Genomic DNA, 17118 nt, shown 5'->3' with positions numbered 1-17118 from the left:
GTGTTATCCCCGTTTCCTGCGCAATTCAGCACTGTTTGGCCCAGATACAGACTGGCCGGCTATAAGCCCGGCGAGCTGATCCAGCCAAAACTGGCTCCGCGTTGCGAAAAAATCATAGCCTTTACGGCGATTGGTTTTCAGGCTGGTCAGATCAGCCAAATCTTCGATTTCAAAAAAGCTGCCCTTTAGATAACCGAAAACGCGCATAGTTTCATTGGCGGTTAAATATCGGGAAATCTCGTGATCGCGATCGCTACCGTGATCCTCGTAGATTAGGAGAACATCCTTTTCGAGCAGCTGAGCCGCGCCCTGAAGCGCTTTGATCTCGACGCCTTCGACATCCAGTTTCAACACGACCTTGCCATGGGTCTGGAAGCCGGCATCAGCGACGATCCGGTCAAGTGTGGATGACAAAACACTGCCATGACGCGCGGTTCCGGCATCGCTGGCCGCAACAGTCCGGGCTTCGTGTTTGTCACCGAAAATGTCCAGATGCTCGCCATCTTTGTCGAATACGGCCCGGTTCAAGCAGTCAAACCGGTTACCATTTTCACCGGCATTCACCTGAAGGCCCGCAAAAGTATCCGGGTCCAGTTCAATGGCGACAGCTGGATGCTGCCCAAACCGCTCACTCGTGACTTTTACAGACCAGAAGCCGTAGTTCGCGCCACAGTCCACAAATGCATAGTCGACAGATTTCAGAGCGATCAAAAGATCTTCGATCTCTTCCTCATAGCGGCTTCCGGGCTGCAGCATTCTGCTCCAGTACCTGTCGCCATAAGGAAACGTGAAGCTGCTGTCGGCGTCGATTTGAAGCCGGACGGACCGGTCACTCGGGAAAATCTTCCCAACCAGGGACGCGACATAGGAGAACCCAAAGCTGTCAAGCGGCGCAAGCAAGCTGGCTGCCAAACGCATAATGCGCAAGCCAGCAGCTTCCAGCGGTCCAGCGTGTGTGGCTGTACCGGTGTGCCAATCAACAGAAATAGGGTTCGCGGCTACGGTCATGGGTTATCTGTCGATCTCACCAAACACGATGTCCAAAGACCCCAGCACGGCTGACACATCAGCGAGCTGATGGCCGCAGCACAAGAAATCCATGGCTGCCAAGTGCGCATACCCCGGAGCCTTGATCTTGCAGCGGTACGGCTTGTTGGTGCCGTCGGCGACCAGATAAACCCCGAACTCACCTTTCGGTGCTTCGACAGCTGCGTACACTTCCCCAGCCGGGACGTGATAGCCCTCGGTGTAGAGCTTGAAGTGATGGATCAGCGATTCCATCGACCGCTTCATTTCACCGCGTTTCGGCGGCACGATCTTTCCGTCCATGGACGACACCGGTCCCGTTTCCACCGTCAGCTTTTCAAGGCACTGCTTCATAAGGCGGACCGATTGGCGCATTTCTTCCATACGGATCAAGTAACGGTCGTAGTTGTCGCCGTTTTTGCCGATCGGAACATCGAAGTCGAGCTCGGAGTAACACTCATACGGCTGCGACTTGCGAAGATCCCAAGCGGCACCAGACCCACGCACCATGACACCAGAGAAGCCACGCGCCCAGGCATCATCCAGATCAACAATACCGATATCGACGTTGCGCTGCTTGAAGATGCGGTTGTCGGTCAAAAGGCCTTCAATGTCGTCCAGCGTCTGCAGGAACGGGTCACAGAAATCCCAGATATCGTCGAGCAAATCGCGTGGCAGATCCTGATGGACACCGCCCGGCCGCACATAGGCGGCGTGCATACGGGCGCCACAGGCGCGCTCATAAAACACCATCAGCTCTTCGCGCGGCTCAAAGCCCCAGAGCGGTGGTGTCAGCGCGCCGACGTCGAGCGCCTGTGTCGTGACATTCAAAAGATGCGACAGGATCCGGCCGATTTCCGAATAAAGCACCCGCACCAGTTGGCCGCGCTTGGGCACTTCGATGCCCAACATGCGCTCCACCGCCATGGCAAAGGCATGTTCCTGGTTCATCGGCGCCACATAATCGAGGCGGTCGAAATACGGCACCGCCTGAAGATAAGTCTTCTGCTCGATCAGTTTTTCGGTGCCGCGGTGCAAAAGGCCGATATGCGGATCAACACGGGTCACCACTTCGCCGTCCAGCTCCAGCACCAGGCGCAACACGCCGTGGGCCGCCGGGTGCTGCGGACCGAAGTTGATATTGAAATTACGAACCTGAGCCTCAGCCATTTTGAGGGTCCTGATTTGCTGTGAAGAGCGCGATGACTTCCGGGCCAGTCATTCGTGTCGTTTCATTGGCGAACGCATAATTGTCCGGCTGTTCGTCAGTGAAGATTTCAGTCTTGAATTTGAAACGGCTGGGTTCGTCGAACGCCTGAGCTGAAAATGACGTGTGCGTACCGTCCTGAAGCCGCCACGCCAGGCTGCTGCCGCATTCTTTACAGAAAAGCCGCTCACCGTAGCCGGACGACTTATATATGCCTAGGGATTCCGACCCGTCGAACTCTACACTCGACCCACAATCAACGGCCATATAGGTGCCGCCTGTCCATTTGCGGCACATTTCGCAGTGGCATACGCCCATATCATCTTTTTCCGGAACGGCCGAAAACCGCACCTTCCCGCAAAGACACCGTCCTGAAAGCCGTTCGCTCATGCCGCCCCTCAGTTCGTCGTTGCTTTTTCATCACCCGGCAGCACGTAGTCCGTGCCTTCCCAAGGCGAAAGGAAATCAAAAGACCGCATTTCCTGATTAAGCCGGACTGGCTCATAAACGACGCGCTTCTTGTCATCGTCATACCGGAGTTCGACAAACCCGGTGACAGGAAAGTCCTTGCGCAGCGGATGGCCGTCGAAGCCATAGTCGGTCAGGATGCGGCGCAGGTCCGGGTGGCCGGAAAACAAGATGCCATACATGTCGTAGGCTTCGCGTTCAAACCATTCTGCCCCAGGAAACAAAGGTGTCAGCGAGGCTACCGGAGTTGCATCGTCCGTTGCCAATTTCACGCGGATACGCTGGTTCTGAACTGGGGACAGGAAGTGATAAACGACATCGAAACGCTTTTCGCGGGCCGGGTAATCGACGCCGCATATGTCGGTCAGATTGATGAACTTGCAGGAGCTGTTGTCGCGCAGGTATCGCACGACGTCGAGAATATCGGCGGCATTCACGGTCAGCGTCAGCTCACCAAACTCCACCTTCCAGGACACGAGGGACTCAGCCAATCCGAGTTCAATATGCTCGGCGAGTTCCTTCAAGGTTTCGTCCATATTCGACCTCACTCCCCCGGATCCCTTCCGGAGCCTCACAAGGGCTCCAAGAGCCCAATTCCTAGAAAACTCGCCACCGGGACCGGCGGCGAATTCAATCAGCGTTCGATCGTGCCGGTGCGGCGGATCTTCTTTTGCAGCATCAAGACGCCATAAAGCAGCGCTTCAGCTGTCGGAGGGCACCCCGGAACGTAGATGTCGACCGGAACAACGCGGTCACAGCCGCGCACCACCGAATAAGAATAGTGGTAGTAACCGCCGCCGTTTGCGCAGGAACCCATGGAGATGACATAGCGCGGCTCCGGCATCTGGTCGTAGACCTTGCGCAAAGCCGGCGCCATCTTATTGGTCAAGGTGCCTGCAACGATCATCACGTCGGACTGGCGGGGCGAGCCGCGCGGCGCAAAACCAAAACGCTCACAGTCATATCGCGGCATCGACATCTGGATCATTTCGACCGCGCAGCACGCCAGGCCGAACGTCATCCACATCAACGATCCTGTGCGCGCCCACTGGATCAAATTGTCTGTGGAGGTGACCAGAAAGCCCTTGTCGGCGAGTTCGTCGTTGACTTCCAGAAAAAAAGGATCGTCTGCCCCCACCGGCTTGCCGGTGTTTGGATCAATGATGCCCTTCGGCTGCTCTGCAATGAGCGGCTTGGCCGTGGTCAATCCCATTCCAGCGCTCCCTTTTTCCATTCGTAGATAAAGCCGACGGTCAGGACGCCTAAGAACACCATCATCGACCAGTAGCCGTACCAGCCCAAGTCACCGAAGACCGTTGCCCACGGGAACAAGAAGGCGACTTCCAAATCAAAGATGATGAAAAGAATCGCGACCAGATAGAAACGGATATCGAATTTCATCCGGGCGTCGTCAAAAGCATTGAACCCGCACTCATAGGCAGACAGCTTTTCCGGATCCGGGTTTTTGTAGGCGAGCAGGAACGGAGATACCAGCAGCGCAAGGCCGATCACCAGCGCGATGCTGATGAACACGACAATCGGGACATATTCCCGCAAAAGTTCTTCCATGTTTTTCGCGTCCTTGCATATGGAGGCGGACCGGGAGGCGATCCGTACCGCAGCCAAGCCCTTTGCCGGATAGCACCGGCAGGTCATGCGTGGCCCGTCGGGTTTTCATAAATCCAACATGCGAGCGCACGCTTATCCCACGCGTTGCTGCAACGCAAGACCCCAATCCGGCCAAGCTATTGCCATATTTCAACCAAATCCGTAGCAGATCGCTACAAAGCCCGCAAATCGGCGGATTAGCCGAAGCCGATTTTCTCCTCACAAACCCGGTGACAGTTTTACCTTGCCCGGGAGAAACCCTGACCACCAGGCTAGAATCGGCACACCGCCCGCCTCACCCCCCCAATAGAAACTTAGGCAAAATCACGTACTTCCGCAAAAAACGCCGCACGCGATCCACGTCGGCACTTTCATGCCGGAAGACGAAAATAGACCTTACGCCTTTTGCAGGGCTGTTGAGATCACAATTGTTTTTAAAGGAGATAATGAGGGAACCGTGAGTGGCGCGAGTGACGGGGCTCGAACCCGCGACCTCCGGCGTGACAGGCCGGCACTCTAACCAACTGAGCTACACCCGCACATTCACGGTATATATGCGCCACCTACCCGGTTTGGGGAAGTGGCGCGAGTGACGGGGCTCGAACCCGCGACCTCCGGCGTGACAGGCCGGCACTCTAACCAACTGAGCTACACCCGCTTCGCGCGGCGACGTGATGTCGTCGCGAAGTGGCGCTGATGTACGGCGGCTGAGAGATGAAGTCAAGCACTCTGACCAGTGTTATATGTCGTTTTTTTAAAAGCCGCCGGATTGAGCCATTCAACTGCTTCAATTGCCCTTATCCTCTTGTGGACAACTCCGCCCACAAGCTCAACGCACTCACCGTCGTTTATCGGAAAAAAAATCGGTTTTGTTTCAGCGATTCAATATCTTATTCAAAACGGCTCTTATCAAGGCAGACGCATGCTGAAACCAGTGCGGTCACCTTCCCGTACGATCGGCGGCGGAAAAACGCCATAAGCCCCTAATTGCAGGCGTATCGGTCAAATGTTTGTTCTTTGAGATGGAACCGCAGATATCACCTGCAAACAACTCCAGCTCATGTCAGAACCAAGCCCGGCGCCAAAAGCGGTTCGAAGGCCCGGCGGACGGGCCCCGGGACAACTTTTTGATCTTACCGTTAGGTCTTGTCTTAAAGACGCTTTAACAAAGCGAACAGCCCGGCCAGGAAATTGGTCGGGCTGGTTTATGTTTAAGCTACCCCGTGCGCTGTGAAGTCAGCTGCCGTTGGCGCAGTAATGCCCTGCGGCAGGCCAATCAGCAGGAAGTGTTCTAGAGCGCTCGCATCATCGGCAAGTCTCCGCTCGACCCGATAGGTTGCCGTATCAAAGAAAGCGGACGCTGCCCGGCCCTCGCTGTCACCGCACAATACAAAATGCTGGTAGGCATTGTTGAAACCGCCCGCAGCCACAGCCTCCGCTACATCCGTGTTCTGAGCCAAATAATAATCCGCGTCAAACAGGGGATTTACTGAGCGGTTCTCCTTATAGCCGTTCAATTCATAATGTTCTGATGCAGAAGCGAAGGCACCGGCCGCCACCGCCGCGGCCACATCCGCGTTGTCGGCGAGATAAAACTCGGCGTCGAAAACCAGATCCGCAACCCGGCCCTCCCCTTTGCCGTAGGTGGCATAGTGCTCGGCGCCACTGGCAAAGGTGCCGGCAGAAACAGCTGCCGCAACATCCGGGTTCGCCGCTAGATAGGCAGCTTCATTAAAGCCGTATTGTCCTGTAACCGTTGAGCTGTCTTGGGCGAGCACCGTCACCCGGTCCTTGCCGCTGGCGTTCGTGCCGGCAAAAACAACCAGCTCCACGCCGGTGAGCGTGTCGGTACCCTGCCCGTCAACAGCCGTCACGCTGCTTCGGGTGCCGGAGAGGCTGACGCTGCTGCTGGTACCGCCATAGAGTGCTGCATCGCGGTTGCCACCGCCATCAAGCATGTCATTGCCCGCGCCACCAAACAAAAGATCGTTGCCGACGCCGCCATGGATCAGGTCATTGCCGCCTTCGCTGCCAACCGTGTCGTCGCCGCCACCGCCAAAGAGCTGGTCATCTTCCGCCCCCAGAATGATAACCTGACGGTTGTCGTCTCCCACGACATAGTTCTGGCCTGATCCGCCGGTAACCGTGGCCTCACCAACGATCGTGGCGAACTCGATGTTGTTGAGCTGCAACTGTGCCCCGTTCGGCAGGGAGCGCGTGTCGATCACAAAGGCTTCAGATTGGGTAGAACCGCCAGTCGCGGATGTTCCGGTAATTGTGATCGGGTCCGACAGGCTGGTCTGGCTTGTTGTCGGCACAACCGTGCGCACATCCAGCGTGGTGGTTTGCGCCAGCGTGTTTAAGAAGGTCTGCGCCCCAGTTATCAGCTCCGATTCAGCCGTCGAATCGCGATTGTCCACTGCCTTCACCAGCGACGTGACGGCATCTGCCCCTGATTGCGCCGAATTCGGACCGGTGACCGTGAGTGTCGTGCTGGCCGGCAACGTCGCCGTCACCACATTACCGTTGTTATTGGTATTTTCGACAATCGCCGCTGAACCGGAACCGCTGCCGTTGGTCGTCACTGTGGTCTTGGTTTCCGGCGTCGCACCAGAATTGTCTTCTTCCGTCACCACCGTGACTGGGTTCGTTCCACCGCCGCCGGTAGAAGGCGCAGCAACGCTAAGAGTAACTGTCGTATTGGCAGACGTGCCGCCATCGCCATCTGACAGAGTAATGGTAAATCCATGGGTCCCGGTTTCGCTGCTCTGGTAGGTTAAGGCCTGAATAAGTGTTTGAATGCGCGCTGGCGTCGCATCAGCCGAATTGAACGTGATGACCAGATTGTTGCTGCCCTGTCCGTCCGTTGTGACAGTCCCGATGTTGGTTCCACCAACAGCAATTGTTTGACCGGCAGCGATCGTGCCGTCCCCGTCCGAAGTGGCATTGGCATCGTTCAGGGCAAAATTGCCCTCCAACGTACCGGTGCGGGTGATGGTCAGCGTGCCGCTGTTCAAGTCCGCACCGTCCGGATCGGTCACCGTCGCATCGCCGCCGGCATCGAAGGCGATAGCGGTATTGAGTGTGCCTGAAGGGGCATCGCCGTCAAGGTTGCCGAATTCTGGCGCAGCATTGACGGCGACGGTAACTTTTACAGCCGTGAGTGAAGCGGCATTGCCGTTGTCCCGCACAACAACGGTAAACGCGTCAAGCGTGCCGGACTGATCTGCGGCAGATGTCCAATAGGCTTTATTGGTGGCATCAACGACGTCATTAACACCCGCTTCCCAAGCGGTCGCTGTCGCCGAACTTGTCCCGATCTTGAGTGTCCCGGAGCTCACTGCCTGAACAATGAACGCGTTTACTGACCCATCTACATCCTGTTCGTTGCCCTGACTTGCAAGCTCAGCGAACGAAATCTCAATTTCTTCGTTCTTTTGGCCGCTATCCACTGTGGCCGCGAATGCCGTCAGTGTTGGCCGGTCATTTGCACCTGTGATGCTGATGGTGAGTGTCTCTGAGCCTTTCATGATGCCGTCGGAGACATTTACCGTGAATGTGTCAGTTACGCTTTGACCTTCGGAAAGCGCATTGATCTTGGCATCGTCTGGTGAATAGGTAACGCTGCCATCAGCCGCAACATTCAAAGTGCCGTAGTTGCCCAACCGCGATGTCGTGGAATTACCATTGCTGGCGTCTACAGAGTAAACTGCATTCGCCGTGGCTGACGTCAGCGTAGTATTTGAAGCGGTGAAAGTGTCAGACCCGACAGTATCAACATAACTGGCAATTTGACCCGGCGCACTGCTGAAGGATGGCGGCGCAATCTCGTTGAGAGTACCTTGCGACAGGAAAAGGGAATATGTCCCCAATGAGCCGGCAACATTGTACGGATAGGTGAGGATCTGATCTCCCGTTTGATAGGTCCAAGATAGATAAGCATCGTAACTGCTTGTGCCGTCTCCATCATCGTCATTGAAAGCCGCAATTTCGGCTGTACCTGGTCCAGTTGGACGCCCAATTTGAATATAGTCGTCTACTTCCAATGAGTTGCCCATGTAGACATACAAAGTGGTCCCATCAGCAACGCCTGTAATCTCATAGCGGTCTGCATTGCCACCGCTTTTAAGTGCACTCCGGCCATCCGTGACCGTCAGCTCTCCATCGATCTTTTCGCTGAACGTAACACCACCGTAAGTGAACGGGCTGCCGGACAGTCCGGCTGGCAACAGCGGGTCGGCGCCGAGAACGCCCCGAAACTCCTCACATTGCAGGCTTGCGGCATTTATCTGACCAACATGAACATCCAGCTCCCAGTCACCGCCGAGATAGGCCGCGCCCGTCAGCGTGCGGGAGGCGGCGACATTGGCGCCGGTGGCCTCCGCCAGAGCGACAACAAACGCAGCGCCCTTTTCCGTCTTCGCAACTTCGCAGCCATAGAGAAGAATGTCGGCGGTTTCGCTCAAGGCCCGGTTGAGCGTCAACAGAGCGGCTTGGTAAGAAACAAGGGTCTCGTTCGACAGAACAGCATTGCCGAGGATCAGCCCCCCGTCGCGGCCATGGGAGACGATGTGCAGCGCCTCAATGCCGGTGCGGCCCACCACACGGTTGGCAAGCTCCAAAATACCATCTGCATCATTGCTCAGGACGATCATTTCAGCGTTGACCGGAACATTGCGCTGAAGCAGTTCCAGATTGGAAACGGACGCGTCGGACACATAAAGAATGTTTGAACAGCAAGAAGACATTGCAGAAATCCACCTAGTTAATTTTCTAATTGTCAATTCTGACAGTTATGAAGGTGGAAGGTTCACAAATCCCCTTAACAAGACGTTTCAAAAAACGTCGTGACAATTTGAATTAGTCTCATCTTTTCAGATCATTACGCCAGAACAATCAAACTAGACGTAGCGTATTCCTTACCTTAGGCACCTCATGTGACTCGAGGTGTGCTCAGCAATTTTTGTAATGAATGAACAAAAAACTGTCTGGACACTCTGGGAAAGTGCCGCCCCCCCTGAGAAAGCGCTGTCTGCCACGCGAATCTACCCTGACTAGGGCGACAATACATGCCGTGTTAACCGCCACAAAGCCTGTCTCTTCCGGCAGGCTGTCCAAGCCCCGCTGGAGATCGACAACGACCTTGCCTGCTCTTCACAAAATGGTTTCTGCGCACAGGAAGTCCCGTGAGAAAATCTTTGCATCCAAATAAAACGCATCGGATGGATGTTCATAGACGACATCCCAGAAGGGATCGTGGCCTATTCCGCCGGCACCAGCCGGGTGTCGCGCAGTTGGCCTTGTTCTGCCAGGATCGGCACTGCGACAGCCGCAAATAGAGAGTTGATCTCCTTTAAGCTGCGCATGACTTCCAGATGGGCATTGCTCGATTCGATACTCTCAGGCGTACGGGATGTCAGCCGCTCCAGATGCAGAGCATGGCTTTCCCGCTCCAGCTCCCGCATATGGTCCTTTTCGGCGATCAGTTCCCGGGCCGATTCAACATCGCCGGACACCAGCACATTCATGGCGAGCTGCATGTTGGCCAGCACCCGGTCATGCATATTCGACAGCTCCTTCAAACCATCGTCGGAGAACCGGATTTTCCGGTCCTGTAATTCCAGCGCCAAGCCATAAAGGTTCTTGGAGATCAAATCCCCTGCCCGCTCCAGGTTTACCGCAAAACTAACCAGCTCCATGCTGCGCTCAGCGTCTTCCTGGTTCAACTCCCCCCGGCTGACCTCGGCGATATAGAGTTTGATGTCGGAATGGATCTGATTGACGGTAGCATCGCTTTTTTGAAGCTGCTGGATTTGGTCCTTTTCACCCTTTTCCAGCATCAAGATGACCGGACGCGCCATGGCGGCAACCACCTCTCCCATGCGCAGCAGTTCCCGGGTCGCGCTGGCCAGCGCCAGACGCGGCACAGTGACTGCCCCCGGATCCAACGCACTTTTGGGCGCTAAAGGAACTTCCCCTGGCTGCGCTGTGCTTCTGGTGGTCCATTTATCAAGCACCCAGGCAACCGGGCGGACCAGCGGCAGGCAGCACAGCATCAAAAGCAGATTGAAGAGGACGTGCAGGGTTACAAGCTGCTGCCCAGGGGTCGTCGCCAAACCGGTTAGCGGATCTTCAAGAGTGGACAACAGCGCCATCGCCAGAACAGCGCCGCCAGAGCGGAACAGAAAATTGCCGATTGGCAGCAGGCGCGCCTTCAGATCCATGGACCGTGTCAGCCAAAGGGCTACAAGCCCCGCTCCGATATTCGCGCCGAGCACAAGCGGGATGGCCGCATCCAGCGGTAGACCCGCCTTTTCGACGAAGGTCACGATCATCAAGATGGCTGCAACGCTGGAGTGGACGAGAAACGCGAGCAAAGCGCCAATCATCAGTGCCGTTGACGGATCACTGGCAAGATAGCCGGCCACCGCCGGCATGAAGGACGCCTGCTTCAAAGGTTCCGTCGATTCGCTGATCATCTGCAGCGCCATCAAAACGAGCGCGATCCCGATCATGATCCGGCCGACTTGTTTTGCCGTGCGTGCGTCAAGTTTCAAAAACAGCCACGCTCCGACAGCCAGCAGCAGCGGGATCAGCCAGCTGAGGTCAAAGGATAAAAACTGGACAACAAGTGCTGACCCGAGATCGGCCCCCAAGAGGATCGCCAGCCCAGCGGCCGTTGACATGAAGCCGGACGCGGCAAAGCCGGCTGCCAGCATGGCAACAGCGGTAGCGCTCTGTAAGAGGATGGCCACGGCCCCGCCGGACACTGCACCAACAACAGGATTGGCGGAGGCTTTTCCAATTGTCCGGCGCAGACTTGGACCTGAAACCCGTTCAAATCCCGTGCGAACCATCCGGACTGCATAAAGGAGCAGCATCACCGCCCCAAGAACCTTGATCAAGGCGATTGCGAACATTTTGATATGTTTCTGACTTTATTCGTTCTATTTCGTTTGCCGTTTAAACAACTGATACACCCAACACTATAGTGCTGGCCAGCACAAAATGCACACAGTGCACTTATTTGTGATCCTATGTCCTCATCTAGGTCCAAGAAGCCGCGACTTTGGTCCTGTAACTCTCAACAATCCGACCGTCGTCGCCTTTCACTTCCGAGCGGCTCACAACAAACGAGCTGCAGCATAGGGAGTTTTACGCAGTCCTATCAGCAGATCTTTTATGTAAAGATGAAGTAGTTCAATTCCCCAACACCGGAACCGGGTTGCAGGAGGAAGAATTACATGCCTACAATAGAAGAAACATGGGCTGGCTCCCCCACGCTTACAGTTGGCCAGTCTTATAATTTCACGCAATCTGGTGAATTTGATTACTTCACATTCGAAGCAGTTGCTGGCGTAACCTACCGTATCCAGCTGGAAGGATACGCCACAGGCAAAGGCACCTTGGACCGTGCCGGCTTGGGCGTATATGACCCGAACCTGCACACCACAGATACGGGCTACGGCGTCGGTCTCGACGGAAACCTGCTTTATACCGCCGAAGAGACCGAAACGATCTATCTTCGCCAAAACCTGGATCCAATCGACAACATCGGTGACACTTACGTCCTGACCGTTTCCACATATGGCGGCGACGATTTTGGAGACGATACCAGTTCTGCAACAACCATTAGCGCAAATGGGGCGACAAGCGGGGAATTGGAAGTTCTAGGCGACACGGATTGGTTCGCCGTCAATATGACCGCGGGCTATTCCTACACCATCGCTCTCAACGGATGGTCGACCGGAGCAGGTACGCTCCTTGACCCTTATCTCAGGCTATATTCAAGTACGTCTTCAAGTAATCCGGTACAAACCGACGATGACGACGGATCAGGAAACAATGCCCTGATCACCTACACGCCGACAGTGAGCGGAGTTTATTACATTGAAGCGATGTCGGGCGGCTTGCCGACTGATTTTGCCAGCCATTATGCCGGCATAATAACGCTTGGAACCAACCGGTTGAATACCGATCCTGGAACCTATTCTATGACGGTCACGGAAAGCCGTTCGTCTACCGGATCAAATGGTGTGACCATCACTGATGTCGATCTCGGTGTATTCCGCTTCTTCAATACCGCCACCGGGACGCACTTTTATTCGCCCGATTTCACAGAAGCCGTGTCGATCAACGAAAACCTGCCTAATTTTGCCTATGAAAACGTAGCGTTTAAGAGCGTGAACAGCTCTGATGCAAATGCGATCGCCTTCTACCGGTTTTTCAATACGCAAACTGGCACCCACTTTTTCACCTCCAATGAAGCTGAAAAAGACTCTGTGATCGCCAACATGCCTCAGTTTAACTACGAAGGCGTTGCCTATTACCTGCACAGCACCGCAGATTCCGATGACATCGCGCTTTACCGGTTTTTCAACTCAGATACTGGAACACACTTCTACACCGCTAACGAGGCGGAGAAAGACAACGTCATCAACACACTGTCCAACATGAACTACGAAGGCATTGTCGGCTACGTGGACATTGCATAACCCAGCCATAGCGTTTTCGGATCACTTGAGAGCAGAATGTGCTTTCGTCGAAGAGTTGTAACCGCTCGCCTTAGAAACGACACTAGGGTGAGCGTGCCATCCCCTCGAAATCCGGAGGTCCCAAAACCGTGCTCTCAACACTTCTCACCCTGATCCGTCTTCTGAAAGCCATTGTCCGGTCCTGGAACAGGCCGCATTTTCGCTCCGGTTTCCTGCTGGCCGGTCTGATCCTCTTGTCAGGAACAATTTTTTACAAAACTGTTGAAGGCTGGAGCTGGGTTAACGCGCTTTATTTCAGTGCCATGACCGTTGCCACCGTTGGCGTTAGCGATTTGGCGCCCCAGTCAACAGCGGGCAAACTGTTTACCGTCATCTATCTATTTGTCGGAGTTGGCGTGTTTGTCGCGCTTTTCACGCAGTTCGCCCGTGCCTTGCTACAGATAGAACATGATGTCGATGCTGCTGAAGCTCGTTCCGGAAAATCCGGAAAAGGTCACCTTTAGGATCGAGCCCTGCCGGACGTCTGCCTCTGAGCTGCACACCGGCAAAATCGGGATTACCCACCCAAAACCTTCTGCCAAGCATGGACGGACAAAGAGGACATCACTCTAGCGGATAAGCCAACTTCCCAGCGCAGGAGCGTCATCTACGCCCCGTAGGAAACAGAAAATATTTTGAGAGAGAATGGTGGGCGATGAGAGACTCGAACTCCCGACATCTTCGGTGTAAACGAAGAAACTCACCGCAAAACCGCAGAATTAAGCCATTTTCGATAAGAGAACAAACGCGAACGTCTCAGTTTGTTCCGCTATAAACGGGCGGTAAACGGGCGGACGCCCGCTTTGTTCTCATGCCGCTAACCCGTAGCGCGTTTAGCCCTCACCTCAACCGCACTACATTCGCAGCCCCATCCGGATCTGGTTCGCCAGAATCAACAACCACTATTATTCCCTGACGAACGAAGAGACCGTCATTTCATCGCGTGGCCAGTGCAGCTTCATAAGAAAGCTTGAACAGGGTAAAAGTGCTGGAGGTTGCTAGCAGCTCAATCAACGTATTTCCGGATGCATCCCACACCTCAAGCCGGAATGTGAGAGATTTCAAATGCGGGTCTGGATCGAGGGATTTCGTCATGCGCCGGGCAACGGTTTTGGCTGTATAAGGCGTCAGGGTGACCAATTTTCCCTGAGACGCCCGTTCTCCGATCAGACGATCGGCGCCGCGTACCAGCTTGGATCGCGCAGGCTCACATTCCTTTGCTGGAACTGACCCTATACCGCCTGGCCGGTCTGTACCACAACCCAAGCCATGACGCTCGCGGCCACAGTCAGCCTCCAGAGAAGGAATTCATAAGGAGATTTTGGTCGATCACGTTGCGGCTTAATGACGAAAACCCACGCCAGAGTAGACCGCCAAAGGCATTCAATCGGCGTGATCCCGACCGACAGCGAAGCGTCACTTAACAGTTCTGCTCCCGGTCTCTTGGGAACACCTTGCGGAAAGCCCAGGTGTTCCCAAACGACAAGGGATAGGTTGGCGTCATAGTGCGCCAAACCATCCTTTGGCACCGCCCTCAATCTCGCAGCCGCGCGCTTCTGGTTGCGTGACTTTACCTAAAGGCCTCAGAATGCATTCCAGGTAGATGCAATTCAAACCAGACAGGAATGATTTCCGAGTTTCGGTTTCACTTTGCAGTCTGGTTTTTTACGCCCCTGCACCCGGATTGTCATCAACGGTCCCGGCTACAAACTGGTCCAAGTCAATGATTGCACCCGTCATCATGGCCGCATCCTTGGACGCCAGAAACGCGATTACGCCAGCCGGATCGCTAGGCAACAGTAAGCGGCCAAAAGGCTGCTTGGCTCCGATGGTATCGCCCCAGTCGTCTCCAAGGCCATGAACCTGTGTTTGAACCTGCTGTTCAGCTGGCGTCAGCGTCCAGCCGAGGTTGATGCCAAAGACACGAACGCGATCCCGTTTCAAGGTGTTGGCCGCTCCGCGGGTTAAAGCCACCAGCGCGGCTTTGCTGGAAGAATATCCCAAGAGGAACGGCGGCCCACCGTAAGCCAGCATGGAGGTGATGTTGACGATTGCGCCGCCTTGGACAAATGCCGGCGCGACCTTCTGCATCATGAAAAACGGTGCCCGGACATTCAGGTTGTAGATGAAGTCAAACGTCTCCGGGCTGGTGTCGGTCAATCCCCCTCGCGCCGTGGTGCCTGCAGCGTTCACCAGAAGATTGATCGGACCGGCCTCTTCCACCGCTCGTGTCACCTCTTGATCCAGGGCGGACAGGTCCGTCAGGTCCAGAACGAGGTTTTTCGCGTCCGCGCCCTTGTTTTTAAGGGCATCACTCACTTCGGTCAGTTTGTCCGCCTGGCGGTCGATCAGGATAAACTTTCGAAATCCCTCGTCGGCAAGACGCAAAGCGACTGCTTCCCCGATCCCTTGAGCCGCGCCGGTGATAATTGCTGTTTTTGGTGTATCAGACATGGCGTGCCCCTTGTCAGCCTGCAAATTTTGGTTCTGGAAGGCCCCTTACCCCGAGCCCGTCGATGCGGAACAAAGATCCCCGCAACGGGCCATCTCCAGGATATTTGGGCAGTGGCGGCTCCGCCATGGACGTTACAAAAAGCTGATCCAGATTGGGGCCACCAAACGCGACGCTCGTGATCTTCACCACGGGCATTTCAATTGTCCGATCGACTTTCCCATCCGGCGAATACCGGAATATCCTGCCATCAAACACGGTGGCTCCCCAAAGATAACCCTCGTCATCAACCGTCGCCCCATCCGGAGCCCCGCCGCGTGAGCCATCAACTGCGGCAAATTCACGTTTGTTGGAAACCTGACCGGTTTCGGCCTCATAGTCATAGGCGCTGATACTGCCGGAAAAACTGTCGCTGAAATAAAGCGTTTTCCAGTCCGGCGACCAGCAAGGTCCGTTTGAACAGATGATGCCTGTGTCAAGCTCGGTCAGCGTGTGATCCGGATCCAGACGCCACAAGGAACCGGTGGGTGCAGCCTCGCCGGTATCCATGGACCCGCAGATGAACCGGCCTTTTAGATCGACCTTTCCGTCATTCAAGCGGTTAGCAGGTCTGTCCGGCTCCGGATCGACGATGTGCCGGGTTTCACCCGTCACAAAGTCCATTTCATGGAACCCGTCACGAAGAGCCAAGATAGCCCCACCCGACTGTTTCAAGGCCATGGACCCGATCTCAGAGGGGACGGACCAAGTCTGCATGTCCCTGCCGTCAGCGGCGCACCGGAAAATACGCTTGCCCAAGCTGTCGATGAAATAAAGGCGTTCGGTATCCGAGTCCCAAACAGGGCCTTCACCGAGCAGCGGTTTCATGTCCGCAACAACTGAGACCTGCATCAGAATTCCACCTTGTCTTCTCCTTTGAGGTCAAGGAGTTCCCTGGCCTCGTCCGGCGTCGCCGGTTCAAGGCTCAACCCGTCCAGCAGCTGACGTGCCTTATCGACCTGATCCGCGCTGGACTTTGCCATTTGTCCCGGCCCAGCCCAAAGACTGTCTTCAAGCCCGACACGGATATGCCCACCCATTGCTGCGGACATGGCACCGATCTTCATCTGGTTGGCCCCTGCCCCCAGAACAGACCATACATAGCGGTCTCCCAGCAGACGGTCTGCGGTCCGGCGCATCATCATCACATCTTCCGGATGCGCTCCAATTCCGCCAAGAAGGCCAAAAACGGACTGGACGAACAGCGGAGCACTGGCATGCCCCTGGGCCACCATGTGGGTTAGGTTATAAAGATGGCCGATATCATAGCATTCGAACTCAAACCGGGTGCCGTTTTCCCGGCATGTATTCAAAACGAACTCAATATCCTTATAGGTGTTGCGGAAGACCAGGTCTCTTGAGTTTTCAAGGTGCTCGCGCTCCCACTGATGTTTAAATTCCTTGAACCTTTCCAGCATTGGGTAGAGGCCGAAATTGATCGACCCCATATTCAAAGAGGCCAGTTCCGGCTTGAAAACAGCTGCTGGCTGAACCCGTTCATCAACCGACATGAACGGGCTGCCACCGGTCGTAATATTGATGACGGCACCTGATCGCCGCTTCAGCTCAGGAAGGATCTTGGAAAACCCTTCAACTGTCTGGTCCGGCTGTCCGGTAACAGGGTTTCTGGCATGAACATGCAAGATCGCGGCACCGGCCTTGGCTGCCCGAACGCCTTCTTCAATGATCTCTTCCGGTGTCACTGGCAGGTACGGTGACATGGACGGCGTATGGATGGCGCCGGTCAAAGCACAGGTGATGATTGTTTTGCGTTTCTGCGTCAT

The 17118-nt window shown here is 55.2% G+C and carries 14 protein-coding genes and 2 tRNA genes; 2 read left to right on the top strand and 14 right to left on the bottom strand.

Annotation, left to right across the window (positions count from 1 at the left end; genetic code table 11):
* Positions 1 to 3: 3 nt before the first annotated feature.
* From FJ695_RS16215 to FJ695_RS16170, 10 genes are all read right to left on the bottom strand, one after another.
* Positions 4 to 1008, bottom strand: a complete 1005-nt coding sequence (locus FJ695_RS16215) for an FkbM family methyltransferase (RefSeq protein ID WP_141186413.1) — start codon at positions 1006 to 1008, stop codon at positions 4 to 6.
* 3 nt (positions 1009 to 1011) lie between these two features.
* Positions 1012 to 2196 carry an NADH-quinone oxidoreductase subunit D gene (locus FJ695_RS16210; RefSeq protein WP_141186412.1) on the bottom strand — a complete coding sequence of 395 codons (1185 nt, stop codon included), beginning with the start codon at positions 2194 to 2196 and terminating at the stop codon, positions 1012 to 1014.
* A complete protein-coding gene (locus FJ695_RS16205; protein WP_141186411.1) occupies positions 2189 to 2623 on the bottom strand; it encodes a GFA family protein in 435 nt (144 codons plus the stop codon). The genes FJ695_RS16210 and FJ695_RS16205 overlap by 8 nt, the downstream gene beginning before the upstream one ends.
* An 8-nt stretch (positions 2624 to 2631) precedes the next feature.
* The gene (locus FJ695_RS16200; RefSeq protein ID WP_141186410.1) at positions 2632 to 3237 is read right to left on the bottom strand and encodes an NADH-quinone oxidoreductase subunit C; all 606 of its coding nucleotides are present in this window, start codon (positions 3235 to 3237) and stop codon (positions 2632 to 2634) included.
* A 98-nt stretch (positions 3238 to 3335) separates the two neighbouring features.
* The gene (locus FJ695_RS16195; RefSeq protein WP_168206388.1) at positions 3336 to 3914 is read right to left on the bottom strand and encodes an NADH-quinone oxidoreductase subunit B family protein; all 579 of its coding nucleotides are present in this window, start codon (positions 3912 to 3914) and stop codon (positions 3336 to 3338) included.
* Positions 3905 to 4270: an NADH-quinone oxidoreductase subunit A gene (locus tag FJ695_RS16190; protein WP_141186408.1), complete on the bottom strand. Its 366-nt coding sequence runs from the start codon at positions 4268 to 4270 to the stop codon at positions 3905 to 3907. Before FJ695_RS16190 ends, FJ695_RS16195 begins: the two co-directional genes overlap by 10 nt.
* Positions 4271 to 4771: 501 nt before the next feature.
* Positions 4772 to 4848, bottom strand: a tRNA-Asp gene (locus tag FJ695_RS16185).
* Positions 4849 to 4890: 42 nt separating this feature from the next.
* Positions 4891 to 4967, bottom strand: a tRNA-Asp gene (locus FJ695_RS16180).
* A 553-nt stretch (positions 4968 to 5520) separates the two neighbouring features.
* Positions 5521 to 9057, bottom strand: a complete 3537-nt coding sequence (locus FJ695_RS16175; RefSeq protein ID WP_141186407.1) for a DUF4347 domain-containing protein — start codon at positions 9055 to 9057, stop codon at positions 5521 to 5523.
* Between the two features lie 513 nt (positions 9058 to 9570).
* A complete protein-coding gene (locus FJ695_RS16170; RefSeq protein WP_141186406.1) occupies positions 9571 to 11229 on the bottom strand; it encodes a Na/Pi cotransporter family protein in 1659 nt (552 codons plus the stop codon).
* A gap of 324 nt (positions 11230 to 11553) precedes the next feature.
* Here FJ695_RS16170 and FJ695_RS16165 point away from each other — a divergent pair, with 324 nt between their 5' ends.
* Positions 11554 to 12804 carry a pre-peptidase C-terminal domain-containing protein gene (locus tag FJ695_RS16165; protein ID WP_141186405.1) on the top strand — a complete coding sequence of 417 codons (1251 nt, stop codon included), beginning with the start codon at positions 11554 to 11556 and terminating at the stop codon, positions 12802 to 12804.
* Between the two features lie 128 nt (positions 12805 to 12932).
* Positions 12933 to 13307: a potassium channel family protein gene (locus FJ695_RS16160; RefSeq protein WP_209010684.1), complete on the top strand. Its 375-nt coding sequence runs from the start codon at positions 12933 to 12935 to the stop codon at positions 13305 to 13307.
* A gap of 472 nt (positions 13308 to 13779) precedes the next feature.
* Here FJ695_RS16160 and FJ695_RS16150 read toward each other — a convergent pair whose 3' ends face one another.
* The 4 genes from FJ695_RS16150 to FJ695_RS16135 all read right to left on the bottom strand — a co-directional run bounded on the left by FJ695_RS16150 (position 13780) and on the right by FJ695_RS16135 (position 17118).
* Entirely contained in the window at positions 13780 to 14109 is a 330-nt protein-coding gene (locus FJ695_RS16150) for a hypothetical protein (RefSeq protein ID WP_141186404.1), read from the bottom strand.
* A 399-nt stretch (positions 14110 to 14508) separates the two neighbouring features.
* Positions 14509 to 15297, bottom strand: a complete 789-nt coding sequence (locus FJ695_RS16145; RefSeq protein ID WP_141186403.1) for an oxidoreductase — start codon at positions 15295 to 15297, stop codon at positions 14509 to 14511.
* 13 nt (positions 15298 to 15310) lie between these two features.
* On the bottom strand, positions 15311 to 16186 hold the full coding sequence (locus FJ695_RS16140) for an SMP-30/gluconolactonase/LRE family protein (RefSeq protein WP_141186402.1): 876 nt from the start codon (positions 16184 to 16186) through the stop codon (positions 15311 to 15313).
* Positions 16186 to 17118 (bottom strand): 3-keto-5-aminohexanoate cleavage protein, encoded by a 933-nt coding sequence (locus tag FJ695_RS16135; protein ID WP_141186401.1) that lies wholly within the window; start codon positions 17116 to 17118, stop codon positions 16186 to 16188. Before FJ695_RS16135 ends, FJ695_RS16140 begins: the two co-directional genes overlap by 1 nt.

It is taken from the genome of Labrenzia sp. PHM005, from assembly GCF_006517275.1.
In the GTDB taxonomy this organism is placed as follows: domain Bacteria; phylum Pseudomonadota; class Alphaproteobacteria; order Rhizobiales; family Stappiaceae; genus Roseibium.
The sequence above is the reverse complement of the archived record's forward strand: the minus strand, read 5'-3'. Positions and strand labels throughout refer to the sequence as shown.